The sequence below is a fragment of the Streptomyces sp. NPDC058240 genome (assembly GCF_042882135.1).
Classification (GTDB): domain Bacteria; phylum Actinomycetota; class Actinomycetes; order Streptomycetales; family Streptomycetaceae; genus Streptomyces.
On sequence record NZ_JBHVWT010000026.1, the window covers coordinates 65,500 to 86,845 of the forward strand.

Here is a 21,346-nt window from a genome sequence, read left to right on the forward strand (position 1 = left end):
GTGACCGCAATCGCCACCGCCCTGGAGGCGGGGCTGCCGGGCCTGCTGGCCGACATCGAGGAGCTGGTCCGCACCGAGTCGCCCAGCGAGGATCCGGCCGCCGTCGCCGACTGCGCCCGGGTCGTCGCCGGGCTCGGCACCCGGCTGACCGGCGCAGCGCCCCAGTGGCTCGACGGTTCGGGGACGCCCGCTCTGCGCTGGCGCTTCGGCTCCGGCGACCGGGTTCTGCTGCTCGGCCACTTCGACACGGTGTGGCCGGTGGGCTCGTTGGCCGGGCACCCCTGCGAGGTGGCCGGGGGACGGCTGACAGGACCCGGCTGCTTCGACATGAAGGCCGGCGTGGTGCAGCTGTTCCACGCGCTGTCGGTGCTCGACGACCTGGACGGGGTGTCGGTCCTGCTCACGGGCGACGAGGAGATCGGCTCCCCGACCTCGCGCACCTTGATCGAGGCCGAGGCCCGCCGGACCCGGGCCGTACTCGTCCTGGAGGCGAGCGAGGGCGGCGCACTGAAAACCGCACGCAAGGGTGTGTCCGGCTACGAACTGAACATTGCCGGACGCGCGTCGCACGCCGGACTCGAACCCCAGCGCGGCGTCAACACGACCACCGAACTGGCCCACCAGGTGCTCGCGTTGTCCGCAATCGCCGATCCGGCGACCGGTACCACCGTGACGCCGACCGTGGCCTCCTCCGGTACCACCCGCAACACGGTGCCCGATGCGGCCCGGCTGCTGGTCGACGTACGGGTGGAGACGGCCGCCGAACAGGACCGGGTGGACCGTGCCATGCAGGGTCTCGCACCGGTGCTCGCGGGCGCCTCGCTCAAGCTCTCCGGCGGCCCGGACCGGGCGCCGCTGCAGGCGAGCGCGTCGGCGGAGCTGTTCGAACTCGCCCGAAACCGCTATGCGGAGCTGGGCTTCGGCCCACTGCGCGGCGTCGCGGTCGGCGGCGGATCCGACGGCAACCTCACCGCCGGAGCGGGCACGCCCACGCTCGACGGCCTCGGGGCCGTGGGCGGCGGGGCGCACGCGGACGACGAGCATGTGGTCGTCGCCGAACTGCCCCGTCGCGCGGCACTCGTGGCCTCCCTGGTGGACTCGCTCGTACACGAGCCGCTGCCCCGACCCGGCCGGGTGACATCGTGAACGGCACGGAGGCGGCTGCCGCGGCAGCCGCCTCCGACCTGGCCGCGCACCGTGCCGGCGTGACCGTCACGGAGCTGCACGGGCTGGACGAGATGCTGGTGGCCTGCCAGGTGCTGGACCGGGTCTGGCGGCCCGATCCCGGCAACCCGCTGATCACCCCGGAGCTGCTGAGGGTCTTCGCCCACTCCGGCAGCTATGTCGTCGGTGTCCACCAGGACGGCCGGATGGTCGGATTCTGCCTGGGCTTCCTGGCCACCGCCGGACTGCACTCGCACATCGCCGGGGTGGACGACAGCGTCCGGGGCCGCAATGTCGGCTTCGCCGTCAAACTCCATCAGCGGGCGTGGGCGCTGGCCCGTGGCATCACCGCGGTCACCTGGACCTTCGACCCGCTGATCAGCCGCAACGCCTACTTCAACCTGGCCAAACTGGGGGCGGCGCCGAGCGAGTACCTGGCCGACTTCTACGGCGCGATGCAGGACGAGGTCAATGCCGGGACCGAGACGGACCGGCTGATGGTCCGCTGGGAGCTGACCGGCCAGCACGCCGTCGCAGCCGCCGCGGGCACACCTCACATCGTCACGGTCGACGACGCCGGTGCGCACGCCGTGGTCGGTCTGGACGCCAAGCCCGACGGCGGCCCCGCCGTCGGGCGCCGGGACGGCGAAACCGTCCTCGTCCGGATCCCCACGGAGGTCGGGACACTGCGCCGCACCGACCCAACCCTGGCCCGCGAATGGCGGTACGCGCTGCGCGAGGTACTCGGCGGCCTGATGGCCGAGGGGCACACCGTCACCGGATTCACCCGGGACGGCTGGTACGTGATCGACAAACGTCAGGAGAGGCAGGCATGAAGCTCGTCGGTGTGGAACTGCGCCGGATCGCGATGCCGCTGGTCGCACCGTTCCGAACCTCGTTCGCCACCATGACCGCCCGGGAGATCCTGCTGGTCAGGGTCGAGACCGAGCACCACGAGGGCTACGGCGAATGCGTCACGATGGCCGATCCGCTGTACTCCTCGGAGTACACCGTGGCCGCGGCGGACGTGCTGAGCAGCTATCTCGTGCCCGCGCTCGCCGCCCTGCCGGCACTCGACCCCTGGGCGGTCGCCCCGGCACTGGCCGCGTTCAAGGGGCACCGGATGGCCAAGGCCGCACTGGAGACCGCGGTGCTGGACGCCTGGCTGCGCGCCCATGAACTGTCGATGGGGCAGTGGCTGGGGGCGACGGCCGATCGGGTGCCGGCCGGGGTGTCGGTCGGCATCATGGACTCGATCCCCGCACTGCTCGACGCCGTCGACGGCTATCTCGCCGAGGGCTACCTGCGGATCAAGCTGAAGATCGAACCCGGCTGGGACGTGGAACCCGTGCGCGCGGTCCGGGAGCGCTTCGGCGACGACGTACTGCTCCAGGTCGACGCCAACACCGCGTACACCCTCGCCGACGCCGCACAGCTGGCCCGGCTCGACCCGTACGGGCTGCTGCTGATCGAACAGCCCCTGGACGAGGAGGACATCCGGGGACACGCGGCGCTGGCCGAGCGGGTGCGCACCCCCATCTGTCTGGACGAGTCCATCGTCTCCGCCCGCTCGGCGGCCGACGCGATCGCCATGGGTGCCTGCTCGGTCGTCAACATCAAGCCGGGGCGGGTCGGCGGCTATCTGGAGGCCCGGCGGATCCACGACGTGTGCGCCGCGCACAGCGTCCCGGTCTGGTGCGGCGGAATGCTGGAGACCGGCCTCGGCCGGGCCGCCAATGTCGCCCTCGCCGCACTGCCCGGCTTCACCCTGCCCGGCGACACCTCCGCCTCCGACCGGTACTACCGGACCGACATCACCGAACCGTTCATGCTGAAGGACGGCCATCTCGACGTGCCCCGCACACCCGGGCTCGGACTCTCCCCGATCCCCGAGCAGTTGGCCGCAGTGACCGAATCGACCGAATGGATCAGCCGATGACCGCAACCGTATCGGGCACCGTCGAGACCAGGATCCGGACGGCGTTCGACGACGCCGAGGTCCAGGGACACTTCTTCGCCCGAGAGATCGACGGCGACCGCACGATCGGCGTCGCGGCGGACGAACCGGTCTGCCTCGCCTCCGTGTTCAAGATCCCGATCGCACTCGCCTACGCACGCGAGGTCGCCGCAGGACGGCTGGAGAGGACCGAGCGCCACTCGGTGGACCCGCGCTATCGCGACGGCGGCATCGGCACCTCCGGCTGCGCCGATCCGGTCGAGATGAGCCTGCGCGACCTGGTCCACATGATGCTGACGATGAGCGACAACGCAGCCACCGATGTGGTGCTGGCCCGGGTCGGTCTGGACACCGTCAACGGGCTGATCGCCGAACTGGGCCTGCGCCGGACCCACTTGATCGGTGGCTGTCTGGAGCTGACCGGCTCGCTCTTCGCCGACCTCGGCGTGACCACCGAGGTCGAGGCGCACACGAGGATGGCGGCACTCGCCGCGCAGGGGCCGGAGAAGCTGCTGGAGCTGTCGGTGTGCGTCCCGGAACGCACCACCCGGGGAACGGCCCGCGACATCGCGGAACTGCTGGTCCGGATCTGGCGCGACGAGGCCGGCCCCGCCGAAGCCTGCGCCGAGGTACGGGCCGTGATGTCCCAGCAGATATGGCCGCACCGACTGTGGTCCGGCTTCGACGACAGCTACCGCATCGCCGGCAAGACCGGGACGCTGCCGGGCTGGCGCAACGAGGCCGGGGTGATCGAGGACCGCGACGGCGGGCGCTGGGCAGTGGCCGTCTTCACCCGGTCCGACAGGCCGGACCTGCACAATCCCCGGGCGGACCGGGTGATCGGGCAGGTGGCAGCACTCGCCGTCGACGAACTCCGATCAACTACCTTGTGAAGATGACGGAGCAGCCGCGGGCCGTGCTCGGCCGGATCCTCAACGATCTGGGATCGACATTGATCGAGGTGGTGGCCGGGCAGGCCGACCCGGCACGCACCGTCAGCGGAGTGCTCATCCAGGACCCGCTGGACGAACCGGCCAGGCTGCCCGGCGCGGTGGTGCTCGGCGTCGGCGTGTACGGCGCCGAGCCGGTCGCCGCCCTGGTCGACCGGGCCGCCGGGCTCGGCGCGGCGGCCGTGGTAGTCCGGTCCCCGGTCCCGGTGGACGGGCCGGTGGCCGAGTCGGCCGCGCGCACCGGCCTGACCGTGCTCGGCCTGACCCCCGGCGCGTCCTGGGCCCAGGTGGCCGCCCTGCTGCGGTCGCTGCTCGCGGTCGACGAACTGGGGACGGTGGGCGGCCCCGACGAGGCCGACGGCGCCGAGCCGCTCGCCGGTGACCTGTTCGCGCTGGCCAACGCGACGGCCGGGCTGCTGGACGGCCCGGTCACCGTGGAGGACCGCGGCGGACGGGTGCTGGCCTTCTCCAGCCGGCAGGACGAGGGCGACGACGCCAGGATCGCGACCGTCCTCGACCGCCAGGTGCCCGCCGAGAAACTGCGCGCCCTGGAGGAACGCGGCGCCTTCCAGGCCCTCTACCGGAAGGAGGAACCCGTCTATGTGGCCGGCATCTCGGACAAGCCCCGGGTCGCCATCGCCGTCCGCGCGGGCGGCGAGATCCTGGGATCGATCTGGGTCGTGGTCGACGGACCGCTGAGCGCGGACCGAGGACAGGCGCTGCAGGAGGCGGCGAAGGTGGCCGCCCTGCATCTGCTGCGCCGCCGCACGGGCGAGGACGCCGAACGACGGCTGCGCGCGGATCTGCTCGCCACCGTCCTGGAGGGCGGTACGCACGCACCGCAGGCCGCCGTGCGGCTCGGCCTGTCCGCCCAGCCCGCCTGCGTACTGGCACTCGCGGTGACCGGCGAGCAGTACGCGCCCGACCGGGTGGCCGCGGGCCATCGGGTGGCCGAGGCGCTCACCCTGCACCTGGCCGCGATCCACCCCCGTACCGCCGCCGCCACACTCGGCGGAGTCACCTACGCGGTCCTGCCCACGAGTTCGGACGAGCAGGGGCTACGGGTGGCCGAGGCGTTCCTCGGCCGCATAGGCAACCGTGTTCCCGCCGTCATCGGAATCGGCCGGCTCGCCGCCCGCCCGGTGGAGCTGCGCCGCTCGCGCGCCGACGCGGACCGTGCGCTGCGGGTCCTCGGCTCCGGTCGTACGCAGCGCAGGGCGGCGCGGCTGTCGGACGTCTACGCCGCCTCGCTGCTGGAGGAGCTGACGGACCGGATGGCCGCCGAGGACGATCTGCCGGACGGCCCCGTCATACGGCTGCTCGCCTACGACGCCCGGCACAACACGGCCCTCACGGAGACCCTGGACGCCTGGCTGAGCACCTTCGGCGATGTGCCCGCCGCCGCTGCCGCCGTACACATCCACCCCAACACCTTCCGCTACCGGCTCAAGCGGCTGGCCGTGGTCGCGGGCATCGAACTCGACGACCCGGAGGCACGATTCGAAGCAATGCTGCAACTGCGGCTGAGGCGCCGTACTCCTGAGGCGGGACACCCGTAGCCGTCCGGACGGAATGGTGCAAGAGTTTTCGCAACGGACAGGACACACCGATGGCCGTAGGTCCACGCGCCTGCGCGTCGGAAGTGCCTGCGCGTCCGAACGTCGACGATGGGACAGATGCCATGCCTCTCCAGGGAGAGTACGAGCCGAGCCCCGCGCAGTGGGTCCGCGATCAGGTCGAGCTGTTCGAGAGCTCCGGAGGGACGGAGGGGACCATGATGCGGGGCATGCCCGTCATCATCCTCACCACCCGCGGGGCCAAGAGCGGAAAGATCCGCAAGACCCCGCTGATGCGGGTCGAGCACGACGGCACCTATGCCGTCGTCGCCTCGCAGGGCGGCGCCCCCAAGCACCCCGTCTGGTACCACAACATCGTGGCCGACCCCCGCGTGGAACTCCAGGACGGCCCGGTCCGCCAGGACATGAACGCCCGTGAGGCCACGGGCGACGAGAAGGGCCTGTGGTGGCAGCGGGCGGTCGAGGCGTTTCCCGACTACGCCGACTACCAGCGCAAGACCGACCGGCAGATTCCGGTCTTCGTCCTCGAACCGGCGGCCGAAGCGCACTGACGGCTGTCCACCACCCACACGAGGAGCGCGAGCGCGCTGATCGCGGCGCCGAGGAGGCACACCGCGCCCCACCCGGCCATCGCGTGGACGGCCGTCGAGGCGAGGGCGCCCGTGGCGCTGCCGACCGAGTAGAAGACCATGTAGCCGCCGATCAGACGGCTTCCGGCGTCGGGACGGACCGCGTAGATCAGGCTCTGGTTGGTGACATGGACGGCCTGCACTGCCAGGTCGAGGACGACCGCGCCGATCGCCAGCGCCCACAGCGACTGCCGGGTGAGGGCGAGCGGGAGCCACGACACGGTGAGCAGGACCAGTGCGGTGCCGGTCGTCCACCCGGCGAGACCCCGGTCGTGCAGGCGTCCGGCCGGCGCGGCCGCGAGCGCGCCCGCGGCTCCCGCGAGCCCGAACGCCCCTATCGCGGTGTGCGACAGCGACAGCGGGGGTTCGCTCAGCGGGAGCGCGACGCAGCTCCACAGGGTGCTGAACGCGGCGAAGACGAGCAGGGCGAGCAGAGCGCGGACCCGCAGTACGCGTTCCTCGGCGAACAGCGTGATCGTCGAACGCAGCAGTCGTAGATACCGCATGGAGGCCGGTGGTGTCGACCGGCGGGGCAGCACGCGGTACAGGGCCAGGGTGAGCACGAGGGTCAGTGCGGCCGAGGCGAGATAGACCGAGCGCCAGCCCGCGAGGTCGGCCAGCGCGCCGGAGACCGTGCGGGCGAGCAGGATCCCGATGACGATTCCGCTGGTGACCAGGCCGACCGCGCGGCCACGCCGGTCCGGGGTGGACAGCGACGCCGCGAAGGCCACGAGCGTCTGGGTCACCACGGCGAGAAAGCCCACAGCGGCCAGGGCGGTCAGCAGGACCGGCGCGGTGGCCGCCGTGCCGGTGGCGACGAGCGCTGCCGCGAGCAGCGCCAGCTGGGTCACGACGAGGGTTCGCCGGTCGACCAGATCGCCCAGGGGCACCAGCAGGAACAGCCCGAGGCCGTAGCCGATCTGGGTGAGGGTCACGACGACGCCGATGGTTGCCGCACTGATCCGGAAGTCCTGGCTCAGGGTGACCAGCAGGGGTTGCGCGAAGTAGACATTGGCCACCGCCACTCCGGAGGCGACCGCGAAGAGCAGCGTGGTGCGTCCGGACAGAGCGGTTGCCGGTGTCCCCCCGCTGGTGTCCGCGGTCCTGATCGTTCTCTCGCTTTCGGTCACGGGTGCCCCTCGATCAATTCGGTTGCAAGTTGCTACCAGGTGGACGTTAGCGTCAGCTGGTAGCATGTTGCAACCGATGATGTGAAGGGGAACGGAATGGTCAAGCGGACGCGCCTCGACGACAGCGACTGCCCGGTGGCCCGCTCGGTCGACGCGATCGGCGACTGGTGGTCGCTCCTGATCGTCCGTGACGCGTTCGACGGCAGCCGCCGCTTCGGGGAGTTCCAGCGCAGTCTGGGGGTCGCGAAGAACATCCTGGCGGCGCGGTTGCGCGAGCTGGTCGGGGGCGGGATTCTCGACATGGTTCCGGCGGCCGACGGCGGGGCCCGCCACGAATATGTGCTGACGGCCAAGGGCAGGGACCTCTTCCCGGTCATCGTGGCGCTGAGGCAGTGGGGCGAGGGCCACTTCTTCGACCCCGGCGAACCGCATTCGGAGATGGTCGACCTGCGCCACGGCCGGACGCCCCGGGCACTGGAGGTCCGCGCGGCCGACGGGCGCCTGCTCGGACCGGACGACATCACGGTGCGAAAGGTCGAGCGGCCCGGAGCGTCGGCGCCCGCATAGCGCGGCCCGCCACTCAGGCCGGCCCACCGCGCCCTTCCCGGCCGCGGCCCCGGCACGTGGGGTGCATACGCACCCGCACCACCCCCCGGACGGTCGATCAGGACGCGCGCCCGCGCGGCCCCGCGCGCTCCAATGGACGGGTGACCGCGCCCCCGGACGACTGCCTGGCGCGCAATGAGTGGCTCTGCGGGGCCTACCTCTCCAGCCGTCGCGAGATTCTCTGGGACGCCGTCGTGCAGCACCTTCAGCTCACCGTGGCCGCCGTGCTCATCGGGCTGGTCCTCGCCGTCCCGCTCGCCCTCGCGGCACGGCACCGGCGCTGGGCGGCGGGACCCGTGCTCGGCGTGACGACGATTCTCTACACCGTGCCGTCGCTCGCCATGTTCTCGCTGCTGCTGCCGGTGTACGGACTCTCCGCCTCGCTCGTCGTCGCCGGGCTCGTGCTGTACTCGCTCACCCTCCTCGTACGGAACATCCTCGCCGGACTGCGCGCCGTGCCCGAGGAGACCCGGCAGGCCGCGCGCGGCATGGGGTACGGACCCCTGCGGCTGCTGCTCGCCGTGGAGCTGCCCCTCGCGCTGCCCGCGGCCATGGCCGGACTGCGGATCGCGACCGTCTCCGCGGTCTCCCTGGTCACGGTCGGCGCAATCGTCGGCTACGGCGGACTCGGAAACCTCATCTACTCCGGGATGAACACCTACTTCAAGGCCCAGGTGCTCACCGCCTCCGTCCTCTGCGTCGTCATCGCCGTCGCCGCCGACCTGCTGCTCCTGCTCGCGCAGCGACTGCTGACCCCGTGGACCCGGAGGCAGCCGTGAACACCCTCGCCGACGCCTGGTCCTGGCTCACCACCTCCGCGAACTGGTCCGGTGACGGCGGTATCTGGAACCGGCTGGTCCAGCATCTGTTCCTCACCGTCGTCTGCCTGCTGATCAGCTGCCTGATCGCGCTGCCGGTCGGCGTGGTCCTCGGCCATCTCGGCAAGGGCGGCGCACTCGCCGTCAACATCTCCAACATCGGCCGGGCCGTGCCCACCTTCGCCGTGCTGGTGCTGCTGCTCCTCACCCCGATCGGCGGGCACGGCGAGTGGCCGACCGTCATCGCTCTCGTGCTCTTCGCCGTACCTCCGCTGCTCACCAACGCCTATGTCGGCATGCGGGAGGTCGACCGCGATGTCGTGCGCGCGGCCAGGGGAATGGGCATGACGGGCAGACAACTGATGCTGGGCGTCGAGGTGCCGCTCGCTCTCCCACTGATCCTCACCGGCGTACGGATCGCCGCCGTCCAGCTTGTCGCGACCGCCACCCTCGCGGCACTGGCGGGCGGCGGGGGACTCGGCCGCATCATCACGGCGGGCTTCAATCTCGCCTCCACCGCCCAGGTGGTCGCCGGGGCGGTGCTCGTCGCGGTCTTCGCGCTGATCGTCGAAGGGCTCTTCGAGGCGGGCCGGCTGCTCGTCCCCGGCCGGTTCCGCGGCGGGGGATCCGGATGAGGCCACGAACCGCCGTCGCCGTGCTGCTGGTGCTGCTCCCGGCGGCCGGGTGCGGCACCGGCCCCTCCCTGGAGAACCGGGGCGAGGTCACCGCACCGCCGGGCGACAGCAAGCACCTCACCATCGGCTCCGCGGGCTTCACCGAGAGCGATCTGCTCGCCCAGATGTACGCGCTGCTGCTGGACCGGACCGGCTACTCCACGAAGATCATCTCCGTCACCAACCGGGAGATCTACGAACCGGCGCTGGAGAGCGGCCAGATCGACGTCGTGCCGGAGTACGCCGCCACCTTCGCGGACTGGCTGAACGCCAAGAAGAACGGCGCCGACGCCACCCCGGTCGGTTCGCCCGACCTCGCCGCCACCATGAAGGCCCTGCGCGCGCTGGCCGCGCCCCGTGGTCTCACCGTCCTCGACCCCGGGCGTGCCGTCGACCAGAACGGCTTCGCGGTCGCCGCCCGGTACGCGGCCGCGCACCGCCTCAAGACCCTCGGCGACCTGGGCAGGTCCCGGCTGCCCGTACGTCTGGCCGCCGGTGACGAATGCGTGCAGCGCCCCTACTGCGCACCCGGGCTGAGGAAGACGTACGGCATCCGCATCACCGCGGTGGACCCCAAGGGCGTCGGCACCACCCAGGCCAAACAGGCCGTCCAGAACGGTCAGGACCAGATGGTGCTGACCACCACGACCGACGCCACGCTCGACAACTTCGGCCTCGTCCTGCTCGCCGACGACAAGCATCTCCAGAACGCCGACTACCTCGTCCCCGTCGTCAACCGGTCCCGGGCGGGCAGCGCAGGCGTACGCACGGCGCTGGGCAGGCTCAACACCGTACTGACCACCGCCGACCTGGCCCGGCTCAACGAGCAGGTCGACAGCTGGCGGCGGCTGCCCGAGGACGTGGCACGCACCTATCTGGAGTCCAAGAACCTCGTCCCGCACGGATGACCGCCGCGGACCACCGCCGCGTACGACCGCCGCCTCGCGCGGTCAGGCCGTCAGCCTTCCGGGGAGCCAGCCCAGCTGCACGGCCTCCTGGAACGGCCCGCCGCCCTCGTGATCGTTGAAGTCGTACACCTCGATGGTCTTGTCCTGGTGGGCATAGGCGTTGAAGGCGGCGAAGACGGTCGAGGGCGGGCAGGTCATGTCCTCCAGGGCGGTCGAGAACAGCGCCGGCGCGCGCCCGCGTGCGGCGAAGTGCACCCCGTCGAAGTAGGACAGCGTGGCCCGCGCCCGCTCGGCCCGGCCGCGGTGCGTCTTGAGGTAGTTGCCCACCTCGCGGTACGGGGTCCGGTCGGTGACCGTGAGGGCGCGGGGGAAGTCGCACAGGAACGGGACGTCCGGCGCGATGGCCACGAGGTCGGGTATCAGCCCGCCCACGGCGAGCGTGATGCCGCCGCCCTGGCTCTCGCCGATGGCCGCGGTGCGCGCCGCGTCGGTCAGCGGGTGCGAGCGCGCCGCCTCCACCGCACGCACCGCATCGGTGAACACCCGCCGGTAGTAGTACGACTCCGGGGCCTCGATGCCCCGGGTCATGAAGCCGGGGTACGCGGGGGCGCTGCCCACCGGGTCCGGGGTGTCGCCGACGAGCCAGCCGCTGCCCTGGCCGCGGGTGTCCATCACGAAGTGGGCGAAACCGGCCGACGCCCAGAGCAGATGGGTGTGCGCCAGGCCCCGCCCGCCGCCGTAACCGATGAACTCGACCACCACCGGCAGCGGCTGGGTGGTGCCCGCCGGGACGACGAACCAGCCCTTGACCGGGTGGCCGCCGAAGCCCGCGAAGGTCACGTCGTACACGTCGACGGTGCTCAGCCCCGTGCCGGTGCGCAGTTCGAAACGGGCGTCGAGGTCGTGGGACCGGGCCTCGTCGAGCGTCTTCGACCAGAACGCGTCGAAGTCCTCCGGCTCGACCGACCCGCTGCGGTAGTCGCGCAGCCGGTCGAGCGGCAGATCGAACAGGGACATGTGGGACCGCCTTCTTCGCAGGGATGGTTGATCACACCGTACGGGGGGCGTGCGGTGAAGAAGTTGTGCCCGACCTCTTGACCGACGCCCGGCCGGCCCTCACAGTACTCGTTAATGCGCATTACTAATACGCATTAATCGATGTGAGGAGCCATGGTGGAGGAACCCAGGAGGCGGGCCAGGCCCGGCCGCGCACCCGCACCGGCAGGCCGCACGGCCCGCCCGCGCCAGGCGGAGGTCGCACGGCTCGCCGGGGTCTCGCAGGCCACGGTCTCGCTGGTACTCGCGGACAAGAGACAGGGGCCCGCGATCTCGGAGGAGACCCGGCAGAAGGTCCTGGAGGCGGCCCGCAGTCTCGGCTACGTCCCCGACCCGGCGGCCCGCAGGCTCGCGGCGGCGCGCAACAACCTGCTGGGCGTGTTCAGCTTCACCGCGACGTTCCCGACCGATGTGCAGCACTCGTACTACCCGTTCCTGGTGGGCGTGGAGCGCGAGGCCGCGGAGCGCGGCTACGACCTGGTGCTGTTCACGGGGTCGAGCACCGGCGGCGCTGGGGCCGCCGGACCCGACGCGCTGAACCGGGTCCGTCTCGCGGACGGGTGCCTGTTCCTCGGCCGCCACGCGCCGGTCCAGGAGCTGGGCCGGCTGGTCGCCGACGGCTTCCCGGTGGTCCACCTCGGCCGCCGGGACGAGCCGGAGGGCCTGCACTGGGTCGGCGCCGACTACGTGAGCGCCGCCCGGGAGGTCGTCGACCACCTCGCCGCCCTCGGGCACCGCAGGATGGTGCTCATCCGCGAGGACGACGAGGCGCCCGCCTCCACCGACCGTGAGCAGGGCTTCCTCGAAGGGCTGGAGGCCGTCGGCCCCGGGGCCGTCTTCCGTTCCGCGGACCCGGAACGAGACCTCACCCCCGAGCGGCTGCGGAGCTGGCTCGCCGACGGCGTCACCGCGTTCGTCGTCGAGGAGACCGACACCGGGGCCGCCTGGCGCGCCCTGCGCCACGCCGTCGCCGAAGCCGGGATCGACTGCCCGCGCGACGCCTCCCTGGCGCTGCTCGGCAGCCCGCCCGCCAACCTCGCGGACGGGCCCGAACCGACCGGTTTCGACATCCCCCGTACCCGGCTCGGCGCCGCCGCCGTCCGCATGCTCGCCGCGCTGGTCGCGGGGGAGGAGGCCACCGAACCCCTGGTCGCCTGCACCTTCCGGCCCGGCGCCACCTCGGGCCCGCCGCCCGACACCGAGGACCACCGACCGACCGCACCACCCGTACGTACAGCTCAAGGAGACCAGTGATACCCGAACCGGACATCCTCGTCGTGGGCGCCGGACTCGGCGGCGTCGCCGCCGCGCTCGCCGCCTGCCGTGCCGGACGCACCGTCGTCCTCACCGAGGAGACCGACTGGATCGGCGGCCAGCTCACCTCCCAGGCCGTCCCCCCGGACGAGCACCCGTGGGTGGAGCAGTTCGGCACCACCGCCTCGTACCGCCGGCTGCGCGAAGGCATCCGGGCGTACTACCGCCAGTGGTACCCGATGCGTTCCGAGGCCCTCGCCCTCACCGACCTCAACCCGGGCGCCGGACGCGTCAGCAAGCTCTGCAATGAACCGCGCGTCGCGCTCACCGTGCTGGAGGCGATGCTCGCACCGCACCGGGCGGCCGGCCGCCTCACCCTGCTCACCGAGCACCGGGCCGTGGCCGCCGACGCGGACAACGATGTCATCCGGGCCGTCACGCTGGAGGACCTCCGGACCGGCGACCGCACCACCGTCACCGCCCACTACGTCGTCGACGCCACCGAGACCGGTGAACTCCTCGAACTCGGCGGTGTCGAGCACGCCATCGGCGCCGAGGCGCGGAGCGAGTTCGACGAACCGCACGCCCCCGAACAGGCCCAGCCGCTCAACCAGCAGGGCATCACCGTGTGTTTCGCGCTCTCCCACCACGAGGGCGAGAACCACATCGTCGACCGCCCCGCCGACTACGACTTCTGGCGCTCCTACCGCCCCGACTTCTGGCCCGGCCCGCTCCTCGGATTCCAGGCGCCCGACCCGCGCTCCCTGGAATCCGTACCGCGCACCTTCGTCCCCAACCCGGACGTCGACCCGCTCGCCGTCAGCGCCGACCAGAGCGCGGACGCGGGCGACAAGGAACTGTGGGGCTTCCGCCGCATCCTCGCCCGGGGAATGCACCGCCCCGGTGCCTTCGACTCCGACATCACGCTCGTCAACTGGCCGCTCAACGACTACTGGCTCAAGCCGCTGGTCGGCGCCGGGGACGAGGTCTCCGCACAAGCGGTCGCCGAGGCGCGGCAGTTGTCGCTGTCGGTGCTGTACTGGCTGCAGACCGAGGCCCCGCGCCAGGACGGTGGCACCGGCTTCCCCGGACTGCGGATCCGCCCCGACATCACCGGCACCGACGACGGCCTCGCCAAGGCCCCGTACGTACGCGAGTCCCGCCGGATCAAGGCCGTCACCACCGTCACCGAGCAGGACGTGGCGATCGACCTCGTCGGCCCGCACGGCGGAACACGCCACCGGGACGCGGTCGGCGTCGGCAGCTACCGCATCGATCTGCACCCCTCCACCGGAGGCGACAACTACATCGACATCGGCTCGGTCCCGTTCGAGATCCCGCTCGGCGCCCTCGTGCCACGCCGCGTCCGCAACCTGCTGCCCGCGGGCAAGAACATCGGCACCACCCACATCACCAACGGCTGCTACCGGCTCCACCCGGTGGAGTGGAACATCGGCGAGGTCGCCGGCGCCCTGGCCGCCCACTGCCTCGCCGAGGGCGTCGAACCGCAACAGGTCCAGTCCGAGGACAAGCGGTACGAGGCGTTCGCGCGGCTGCTCGACCGCGACGGGGTCCAGCGCCACTGGCCCGACGTACGCGGCTACTGACGGCCCGTCCCGAATCCGTGAAACGCCGGGTGGGACAGCTCCACCTGTCCCACCCGGCCCGCCCGCGCATCAACCCACCCGCACAAGGAGGTGCCCAGCCATGACCACCCACCGCATCCGCGTCGGTATCGACGTGGGCGGAACCTTCACCGACGCCGTGGCCGTCGACGCCACGACCCTCGAACTGCTGGGGCAGGTAAAGGTTCCCACCAGCCACCACCACGAGGACGGGGTCGCCCACGGCATCGTCGAGGCACTCGACCGGCTGCTGGAACAGACCGGCCGCGCCGCCGAGGATGTGGCGTTCCTGGCCCACGGCACGACACAGGCTACCAACGCCCTGCTGGAGGGCGATGTCGCCACCGTCGGGCTGATCGGCATCGGAACGGGACCCGGCGCCGCGCTCACTCGCCGGCTCTCCTCGCTCGGCAGGCTCGAACTCGCCCCGGGCAAGCGGCTGCCGCTCTCCTACGCCCATGTGGCCGACCCCGAGAACGCCGACGAGGTGCGCGGCGCCGTCGACGCCGTCACCCGGGACGGCGCCCGAGTGCTCGTCGCCAGCGAGCCGTTCGGCGTCGACCGGCCGGAGGGCGAGCGGGCGGTCCTCGAAGCGGCCCGCCCGCGCGGCCTGCCGATGACGGCCGCACACGAGATCACCTCGCTGTACGGACTTGCCAAGCGGACCCGCACCGCCGTGGTCAACGCCGCGATCCTGCCCCGGATGCTGGCCACCGCGGACCTCGTCGACGCCTCCATCACCAAGGCCGGGGTGAACGCGCCGCTGATGGTGATGCGGTGCGACGGCGGTGTGATGTCGCTCGACGAGATGCGCAGACGCCCGCTGCTGACCGTGCTCTCCGGCCCCGCCGCGGGAGTGGCGGGCGCGCTGATGCAGGAACGGATCAGCGAGGGCCTGTTCCTGGAGACCGGGGGCACCTCCACCGACATCAGCGTCGTGCGCCGCGGCAAGGTCGCCGTCCGGCACGCCACCATCCTCGGCAAGGCGTCGTACCTCTCCGCGCTCGATGTGCGGACCGTCGGCGTCGGTGGCGGGTCCATGGTCCGGATCGGCGGCGGCAGGGTCGTCGGCGTCGGGCCCCGCAGCGCGCACATCGCCGGACTGCCGTACGCCTGCTTCGCCACGCTCGACGAACTGCGCGGCGCGCGCGTCGCCACCGTCCGGCCGATGGAGGGCGACCCCGACGACTACGCCGTGATCGACGCGGCCGGCGGGCGGTACGCGATCACGATGACCTGCGCGGCCAACGCGCTGGGCCGGGTGCCCGAGGGCGACTTCGCCCGCTGCGACCAGGACGTGGCACAGGCCGCGCTGGCCCCGCTGGCCGCCGCGCTGTCCACCGATGTCGCGACGGCCGCCGCCCGGCTCCTCGACGCGGGCATCGAACAGGTCAGGGCCGTGACCGACGCCATGATCCGCGACTACCGGCTGGAGAAGGACACCGCGGTGCTGGTCGGGGGCGGCGGAGGCGCCGCGTCCGTGACCCCGCACCTGGCGTCCGTCACCGGCCAGGAGGGCCGGATCGCCCGGCACAGCGAGGTCATCAGCCCCATCGGAGTCGCCCTCGCCCTGGTCCGTGAACAGATCGAGCGGATCATCCCGGGCGCCGGCCAGGAACAGATCCTCGCCGTCCGCGCGGAGGCCGAGGCGGCCGTCGTGGCCCAGGGTGCCGCCGCCGACGGCGTGGAGGTCGAAGTGACCGTGGACCCGCAGACCAGCACGGTACGGGCGGTGGCCACCGGCGCCACCGAACTCCGCACCCAGGACCGCGCCCACCGCGCCGACGGGGACGAACGGCTGCGGGCCGCGGCGGCCAGCCTCAAGGCCGACCCCTCGGACGTGAGCGTCCTGGCCGGCACTCCCGCCCACACCGTCTACGGCACCGAGATCCGGCGCCGCTTCCGCACCACCCGGCACCCGGTGCGGGTCGTCGACGCCGATGGTGTCGTCCGGCTGCACGCCCCCGACGCCCTGGTGGAGACCACCACCGTCGCCCGCGCCCCCGAGACGCTCGCCCGGCTCGTCGGCGAGGCCACCTCGTACGGCGACGGCGGAGTCCGGGCCCCCTCCCTGCGGCTGCTCATCGGCTCCCGCATCGCCGACCTCTCCGGCGTCCTGGACCCGCAGCCGCTGCTCGCCCTGGCCCGCAGCGAACTCGGCACCCGCGCCGCGGACGAGTCCGTGATCGCGGTCGTGGAGGTACGGACATGAGCCGGACCGCCGACCTCGCCGCCACGGACGACGTCGAGTTCGGCGTACGGCTCCTGGCGGCCACCCCCACGCACGAAGGACGCGACCGCGATCTGCTGCGCCACTGGGCCACCGTGGCGACGGAGTTCGGGGCCCGGCTCACCCCCGCCCCGTCCCGCGCCCGCGTCGTCGAACGCGACGGCGGGCTGGAACACGGCCTCCTCGCCCGCTACACCTCGCGCCCCGCGACCGTCGAGCTGTACACCGACACCCTCGCCCGCGCGGAGGCCCTGGTCGACGAGCGCGGCTGGCGCCACTGGTACCCGACGGGCTCGGTGCGCGCCGCGGCCCTCGCACACGAGGCCGTCCACGAACTGCTCCACCACGGCCCGGCGAAGGCGGAACTGAAACGCGCCCTCGGGCATGTCGTGCTGCGCGCCGGACGCCGACGCCTGTACGGCCATGTCGCCGGGGCCGAGGAGATCGCCGCCCATTCCTATGCCCGCACCGCCTGCGGACTCGGCCGCAGCCCGCTGCTGCTCACCGCCGCGCTGGCCACCGCCGACGCGCACCCCACCACCGCACCGCACGGAAGAGAGAAGTAACGCCATGGGCGTCGTCATCCTCCTCGTCATGGCGGCCGGTGTCGCCGCGATGCTCACCCGGAAACTCCCCACGGCCTTCGCGCTCGTCGTCCTGGCCGTCGTCATCGCCCTCGTCGCGGGCGCCCCGCTCACCGGCAAGAACAGCGTCCTGGACACGGTCCTCCAGGAGGGCGCACCCGCCCTCGCCGCCACCGTGATCGCCATCCTGCTCGGCTCCTGGCTCGGCAAGCTCCTGGACGAGACCGGCATCGCGGGCACCCTCGTCCGCAAGATCGTCGAATTCGGCGGCGACCGTCCGGTCGTGGTGGCCCTCGGTGTCCTCGCCGTCTCCACGCTCGTCGGTACGGTGACGGGCTCCGCGCCCGCCGCGATGCTCGCCGGAATCATCGGCATCCCCGCGATGATCGCCGTCGGCATCCCCAAGGTCACCGCGGCCGGCACGATCCTCATGGGCATCGCGGCGGGAATGCCGTTCGAGCTCCCGGTCTGGCAGTTCTTCTCCACCGCGCTCGAACTGCCCATCCCCACCGTGCGCGGATTCATGATCAAGCTGTTCCCGTTCGCGCTGGCCGCCGCGGTCCTCTTCGTCCTCGTCGAGTCCCGCCGCCGCGGCGTCGAACACGCCTGGTCCGCCAAGTCCCTTGCGCCGAAGCCGCGTTCCAGCAGGCGTGCCCGGCTCGGCGACGCCCCCTGGTACGCGCTGCTCACACCGGTCGTGCCCCTGGTCCTGGCCCTCGGCCTCGACATGGCCATCATTCCCTCGCTGCTCGCGGGCGTTCTGTACTGCCTGGTCACCACCACCCGGCCGCGCGAGATGAACAAGCGGCTGCTGCGCACCCTGTACGGCGGCTTCGAGGTGGCCGCCGCGCCGATCACCCTGTTCATCGCCATCGGCATCCTGCTCGCGGCCGTGAAGCTGCCCGGAGCGATCGAGGCGCTCGAACCTCTCGTCAAGGCGGTCAGCCCGCAGAACGCGGTGCTGTTCGTCCTCGTCTTCACCGTCCTCGTACCGCTCTGCCTCTACCGGGGCCCGCTCAACGTCTTCGGTCTCGGAGCGGGCATCGCCGGTGTCCTGATCGCCGCCGGCATCTACCCCGCCACCGCGGTCCTGGGCCTGGCCACCTCGTACAACCAGGTGTTCGGCGTCGCCGACCCCACGAGCACCCAGACCGTGTGGAGCGCTCAGTACGCGGGTGTCACCCCGCAGCAGGTGATGCTCCGCACCCTGCCGTACGTCTGGGCCGTCGCCCTCGGCGGCTTCTGCGTGACCGCCGCCACCTGCCTCTGACACGTTCACCCACTCCCGGGACGGAGTTCACCCATGAATGAGCCGCAGACGATTCCGGCGAACGAGCCGGGGGTGGACCGCCGCCTCGGAGAGATCATCTTCCCCTGCATCAGGGGAGCGGCGGCAACAACCTCCTGATCACCGAGTACGAAGCAGCAGTCACCCTCGGCTCACTCCTGATGCGGGCGTGACATGCGACGACAACTCCCAGGGCCCCTCGGGGGAGGGACGGGGCGCACGCGCCCCGTCCCTCCCTACGCGTCCGCGACCGAGTCGAAGCACACCTCGTCCCGGCCCACGCCCCGTGCGTCCGCGTCGACCGAGCGGCGCAGCGCTTCGTGGAGCTTGGCCGGCGTCAGCACGCCGAGGAACCGGGACCCGTCCAGTACCGCGACCCACCCCGCGTCGTGCTGGAGCATCTCGCTGAACGCCTGCTTCAGCGGGGCCCCGACCGGCACCCAGGCATCCATCCTGCGGGCCAGTTCGCCGACCGTGCCGTGGTCACCGGCGATCCGCAACGCGTCCGCAGCCACCCAGCCGTGCAGATCGCCGTCGCCGTTCAGCACCACCGCCCAGCGGGCACCCGTGCCGCCCAGCCGCGCCGCCGCCGCGCAGGCCGGTTCGTCCAGGCGGGCGACCGGCGGCTCCTCCAGGTCCTCCGGCTCGATCGTGGTGACCGAGAGCCGCTTCAGGCCCCGGTCGGCGCCGACGAACTGCGCCACGTACGGAGTCGCGGGAGCCCCGAGCACGGCGCCCGGGGTGTCGAACTGCTCGATGCGCCCCGCCCCGTACACCGCGATCCGGTCGCCCATCCGGACCGCCTCCTCGATGTCATGGGTGACCATCAGGACCGTCTTGCGGACCGTCGCCTGCAGGCTCAGGAATTCGTTCTGCAGCCGCTCGCGCACCACCGGGTCGACCGCGCCGAACGGCTCGTCCATCAGCAGTACCGGCGGATCCGCCGCCAACGCCCGCGCCACACCCACCCGTTGGCGCTGTCCGCCGGAGAGCTGCGCGGGGTACCGGGAGCCGTACGTCTTCGGGTCGAGGCCCACCAGATCCAGCAACTCGGCCGCACGCTCCCGGGCCCTCGCCCGTTTCCAGCCGACCAGCGCGGGGACGGTCGCGGTGTTGTCGAGCACTGTGCGGTGCGGGAAGAGGCCGACCTGCTGGATGACGTAGCCGATCCGGCGGCGCAGTTTCACCGGGTCGACGCCGGCGATGTCCTCGCCGTCGACGAGGATCCGTCCCGACGAGGGCTCGATCAGCCGGTTCACCATCATCATCGTGGTGGTCTTGCCGCAGCCGGACGGTCCGACGAGGGTGACCAGCTCTCCCTCGGCGACCTCGAAGGAGAGATCGTCGACCGCGCTGGTGCCGTCCGGATACACCTTGCCGACCTGCTCGAACCGGATCATGCCTGCACGGTAGGAGGCTCCCGGGTGTTCCGCACACGGGCCGCGACTGTCCGTGTCACGGCGGTGTGCTGAACTGTCCGTGACATCTGATTCAGGAGCACCTTGTGAACAGCTACCGGCATCCCGGCATCGTCTTCACCGACCGCTATTTCACGGTCCCGCTCGACCACGGCGATCCGGGTGGCGAGCAGATCGAAGTCTTCGGCAGGGAGGCCGTGGCGAGCGGCAGGACCGGCGAGGAGCTGCCGTGGCTGGTCTACCTGGAGGGCGGCCCCGGCTTCGGCGCCCGGCGTTTCGTCGGCGCGGAGGCCTGGCTGGGACGGGCCGTGCGGGAATTCCGGGTGCTGCTGCTCGACCAGCGCGGCACCGGCCTCTCCACCCCGGCCAACCGGCAGACCCTGCCGCTGCGCGGCGGCCCGCGCGAGCAGGCCGACTACCTCGCCCACTTCCGGTCGGACAACATCGTGCGCGACTGCGAGCTGATCCGCCCGCAGCTGACCGGCGGCGAACCGTGGACGGTCCTCGGCCAGTCCTTCGGCGGCTTCTGTGCCGTCCGCTACCTGTCGGCCGCTCCCGAAGGGCTCAAGGCCGTCCTCATCACCGGTGGGCTGCCCTCCCTCGACGCGCACGCCGACGACGTGTACCGGGCCGCCTACCCCCGGATCGAGCGCAAGGTCGCCGCCCACTACGCCCGCTACCCGCAGGACGCCGAACGTGCCCGGGAGATCACCGCCCACCTGGCGGAGCACCGCCCGGAAAGCGCCGGACACCGTCTGACGCCCGAGGGGTTCCAGTCCCTCGGCATCATGCTGGGCGGCGGCAACGGCAGCCACCAGCTGCACTATCTGCTGGAGAACGCCTTCGTCCGTACGCCGCTCGGCACCGAGCTCTCCGACACCTTCCAGGAGGCCATGCGGGCCGCCACCTCGTTCGCCGGGCATCCCTTGTACGCGCTGATGCACGAGGCGATCTACGGCCAGGGCGAGCAGCCCACCGGCTGGGCGGCCGAGCGGGTCCGTGCCGAATTCCCGCAGTTCGACGCCGCCGAGGCGCTCGCGGGCGACGGTCCGGTGCTCTTCACCGGTGAGAGCATCCACCCCTGGCACTTCGAGGTGGACCCGGCGCTGCGCCCGCTGCGCGAGACCGCCGAACTGCTGGCCGCCCGTACCGACTGGCCGCCGCTGTACGACCCCGAGCGCCTGGCGGCCAATCAGGTGCCGGTCGCGGCGGCCGTCTACCACGACGACATGTACGTCGACACGGAACACGCGCTGCGCACGGCGGCATCGATCCGGGGCCTGCGCACCTGGGTGACCAATGAGTACGAGCACGACGGGCTGCGTGCGGGCGGACCGCGGGTACTGGACCGGTTGCTCGCCCTGGTCCGGGACGACGTCTGACCGTTCTCCGTCCTTCTGGTCTCCGTGAGCGGGAGGAGCCGGCCACGCAAAGAGTGACCCGATCCCTCCCCTTGCGGAAGCAATGGGGGTGGTTCT

General features: G+C 72.1%; 19 protein-coding genes. 16 read left to right on the plus strand and 3 right to left on the minus strand.

The window, feature by feature from the left end; all coding sequences use genetic code 11:
* From ACFVX4_RS29620 to ACFVX4_RS29645, 6 genes are all read left to right on the plus strand, one after another.
* Positions 1–1,146, plus strand: a complete 1,146-nt coding sequence (locus tag ACFVX4_RS29620; protein ID WP_389982817.1) for a M20 family metallopeptidase — start codon at positions 1–3, stop codon at positions 1,144–1,146.
* Positions 1,143–2,000, plus strand: a complete 858-nt coding sequence (locus ACFVX4_RS29625; RefSeq protein ID WP_389982820.1) for a GNAT family N-acetyltransferase — start codon at positions 1,143–1,145, stop codon at positions 1,998–2,000. Before ACFVX4_RS29620 ends, ACFVX4_RS29625 begins: the two co-directional genes overlap by 4 nt.
* A complete protein-coding gene (gene menC, locus ACFVX4_RS29630) occupies positions 1,997–3,103 on the plus strand; it encodes an o-succinylbenzoate synthase (protein WP_389982823.1) in 1,107 nt (368 codons plus the stop codon). Before ACFVX4_RS29625 ends, menC begins: the two co-directional genes overlap by 4 nt.
* A complete protein-coding gene (locus tag ACFVX4_RS29635; RefSeq protein ID WP_389982826.1) occupies positions 3,100–4,014 on the plus strand; it encodes a serine hydrolase in 915 nt (304 codons plus the stop codon). Before menC ends, ACFVX4_RS29635 begins: the two co-directional genes overlap by 4 nt.
* A 2-nt stretch (positions 4,015–4,016) precedes the next feature.
* The gene (locus ACFVX4_RS29640) at positions 4,017–5,630 is read left to right on the plus strand and encodes a PucR family transcriptional regulator (protein ID WP_389982829.1); all 1,614 of its coding nucleotides are present in this window, start codon (positions 4,017–4,019) and stop codon (positions 5,628–5,630) included.
* Positions 5,631–5,752: 122 nt separating this feature from the next.
* Positions 5,753–6,199: a nitroreductase family deazaflavin-dependent oxidoreductase gene (locus tag ACFVX4_RS29645; RefSeq protein ID WP_389982832.1), complete on the plus strand. Its 447-nt coding sequence runs from the start codon at positions 5,753–5,755 to the stop codon at positions 6,197–6,199.
* Here ACFVX4_RS29645 and ACFVX4_RS29650 read toward each other — a convergent pair.
* A complete protein-coding gene (locus tag ACFVX4_RS29650) occupies positions 6,133–7,473 on the minus strand; it encodes an MFS transporter (RefSeq protein ID WP_389982835.1) in 1,341 nt (446 codons plus the stop codon). The genes ACFVX4_RS29645 and ACFVX4_RS29650 overlap by 67 nt on opposite strands.
* Positions 7,474–7,503: 30 nt before the next feature.
* Between ACFVX4_RS29650 and ACFVX4_RS29655 the strand changes: the two genes are divergently transcribed.
* The 4 genes from ACFVX4_RS29655 to ACFVX4_RS29670 all read left to right on the plus strand — a co-directional run bounded on the left by ACFVX4_RS29655 (position 7,504) and on the right by ACFVX4_RS29670 (position 10,413).
* Positions 7,504–7,974 carry a helix-turn-helix domain-containing protein gene (locus tag ACFVX4_RS29655; protein ID WP_266430557.1) on the plus strand — a complete coding sequence of 157 codons (471 nt, stop codon included), beginning with the start codon at positions 7,504–7,506 and terminating at the stop codon, positions 7,972–7,974.
* Between the two features lie 140 nt (positions 7,975–8,114).
* On the plus strand, positions 8,115–8,792 hold the full coding sequence (locus ACFVX4_RS29660; protein WP_389982838.1) for an ABC transporter permease: 678 nt from the start codon (positions 8,115–8,117) through the stop codon (positions 8,790–8,792).
* Positions 8,789–9,466 carry an ABC transporter permease gene (locus ACFVX4_RS29665; RefSeq protein WP_389982841.1) on the plus strand — a complete coding sequence of 226 codons (678 nt, stop codon included), beginning with the start codon at positions 8,789–8,791 and terminating at the stop codon, positions 9,464–9,466. Before ACFVX4_RS29660 ends, ACFVX4_RS29665 begins: the two co-directional genes overlap by 4 nt.
* Positions 9,463–10,413 carry an ABC transporter substrate-binding protein gene (locus ACFVX4_RS29670; protein WP_389982844.1) on the plus strand — a complete coding sequence of 317 codons (951 nt, stop codon included), beginning with the start codon at positions 9,463–9,465 and terminating at the stop codon, positions 10,411–10,413. Before ACFVX4_RS29665 ends, ACFVX4_RS29670 begins: the two co-directional genes overlap by 4 nt.
* A 42-nt stretch (positions 10,414–10,455) precedes the next feature.
* On the opposite strand, the gene ACFVX4_RS29675 is transcribed toward ACFVX4_RS29670, so the two are convergent.
* Positions 10,456–11,430, minus strand: coding sequence for an acetylxylan esterase (locus ACFVX4_RS29675; protein WP_389982847.1), 975 nt, complete (start codon positions 11,428–11,430; stop codon positions 10,456–10,458).
* Between the two features lie 153 nt (positions 11,431–11,583).
* Between ACFVX4_RS29675 and ACFVX4_RS29680 the strand changes: the two genes are divergently transcribed.
* The 5 genes from ACFVX4_RS29680 to ACFVX4_RS29700 all read left to right on the plus strand — a co-directional run bounded on the left by ACFVX4_RS29680 (position 11,584) and on the right by ACFVX4_RS29700 (position 18,432).
* Positions 11,584–12,723: a LacI family DNA-binding transcriptional regulator gene (locus tag ACFVX4_RS29680; protein ID WP_389982850.1), complete on the plus strand. Its 1,140-nt coding sequence runs from the start codon at positions 11,584–11,586 to the stop codon at positions 12,721–12,723.
* Complete coding sequence (locus tag ACFVX4_RS29685) at positions 12,720–14,330, plus strand: FAD-dependent oxidoreductase (RefSeq protein ID WP_389982853.1); 1,611 nt, start codon at positions 12,720–12,722, stop codon at positions 14,328–14,330. The genes ACFVX4_RS29680 and ACFVX4_RS29685 overlap by 4 nt, the downstream gene beginning before the upstream one ends.
* Before the next feature lie 100 nt (positions 14,331–14,430).
* Positions 14,431–16,560, plus strand: coding sequence for a hydantoinase/oxoprolinase family protein (locus tag ACFVX4_RS29690; RefSeq protein WP_389982855.1), 2,130 nt, complete (start codon positions 14,431–14,433; stop codon positions 16,558–16,560).
* Positions 16,557–17,144, plus strand: coding sequence for a hypothetical protein (locus ACFVX4_RS29695; RefSeq protein WP_389982858.1), 588 nt, complete (start codon positions 16,557–16,559; stop codon positions 17,142–17,144). The genes ACFVX4_RS29690 and ACFVX4_RS29695 overlap by 4 nt, the downstream gene beginning before the upstream one ends.
* A gap of 4 nt (positions 17,145–17,148) precedes the next feature.
* Entirely contained in the window at positions 17,149–18,432 is a 1,284-nt protein-coding gene (locus ACFVX4_RS29700) for a transporter (protein WP_389982860.1), read from the plus strand.
* Between the two features lie 254 nt (positions 18,433–18,686).
* Here the strand turns inward: ACFVX4_RS29700 and ACFVX4_RS29705 are convergent, their stop codons facing one another.
* The gene (locus ACFVX4_RS29705; RefSeq protein ID WP_389982863.1) at positions 18,687–19,850 is read right to left on the minus strand and encodes an ABC transporter ATP-binding protein; all 1,164 of its coding nucleotides are present in this window, start codon (positions 19,848–19,850) and stop codon (positions 18,687–18,689) included.
* A gap of 104 nt (positions 19,851–19,954) precedes the next feature.
* Between ACFVX4_RS29705 and ACFVX4_RS29710 the strand changes: the two genes are divergently transcribed.
* Positions 19,955–21,250, plus strand: a complete 1,296-nt coding sequence (locus tag ACFVX4_RS29710; protein WP_389982866.1) for an alpha/beta fold hydrolase — start codon at positions 19,955–19,957, stop codon at positions 21,248–21,250.
* Positions 21,251–21,346: the final 96 nt, after the last annotated feature.

Excerpts from the sequence above, each read along its gene's own strand:
- menC (WP_389982823.1), top strand. The coding sequence starts at position 1,997 with ATGAAGCTCGTCGGTGTGGAACTGCGCCGGATCGCGATGCCGCTGGTC.
- ACFVX4_RS29635 (WP_389982826.1), top strand. The coding sequence starts at position 3,100 with ATGACCGCAACCGTATCGGGCACCGTCGAGACCAGGATCCGGACGGCG.
- ACFVX4_RS29640 (WP_389982829.1), top strand. The coding sequence starts at position 4,017 with ATGACGGAGCAGCCGCGGGCCGTGCTCGGCCGGATCCTCAACGATCTG.
- ACFVX4_RS29645 (WP_389982832.1), top strand. The coding sequence starts at position 5,753 with ATGCCTCTCCAGGGAGAGTACGAGCCGAGCCCCGCGCAGTGGGTCCGC.
- ACFVX4_RS29650 (WP_389982835.1), bottom strand. The coding sequence starts at position 7,473 with ATGCTACCAGCTGACGCTAACGTCCACCTGGTAGCAACTTGCAACCGA.
- ACFVX4_RS29655 (WP_266430557.1), top strand. The coding sequence starts at position 7,504 with ATGGTCAAGCGGACGCGCCTCGACGACAGCGACTGCCCGGTGGCCCGC.
- ACFVX4_RS29670 (WP_389982844.1), top strand. The coding sequence starts at position 9,463 with ATGAGGCCACGAACCGCCGTCGCCGTGCTGCTGGTGCTGCTCCCGGCG.
- ACFVX4_RS29675 (WP_389982847.1), bottom strand. The coding sequence starts at position 11,430 with ATGTCCCTGTTCGATCTGCCGCTCGACCGGCTGCGCGACTACCGCAGC.
- ACFVX4_RS29680 (WP_389982850.1), top strand. The coding sequence starts at position 11,584 with ATGGTGGAGGAACCCAGGAGGCGGGCCAGGCCCGGCCGCGCACCCGCA.
- ACFVX4_RS29690 (WP_389982855.1), top strand. The coding sequence starts at position 14,431 with ATGACCACCCACCGCATCCGCGTCGGTATCGACGTGGGCGGAACCTTC.
- ACFVX4_RS29695 (WP_389982858.1), top strand. The coding sequence starts at position 16,557 with ATGAGCCGGACCGCCGACCTCGCCGCCACGGACGACGTCGAGTTCGGC.
- ACFVX4_RS29700 (WP_389982860.1), top strand. The coding sequence starts at position 17,149 with ATGGGCGTCGTCATCCTCCTCGTCATGGCGGCCGGTGTCGCCGCGATG.
- ACFVX4_RS29705 (WP_389982863.1), bottom strand. The coding sequence starts at position 19,850 with ATGATCCGGTTCGAGCAGGTCGGCAAGGTGTATCCGGACGGCACCAGC.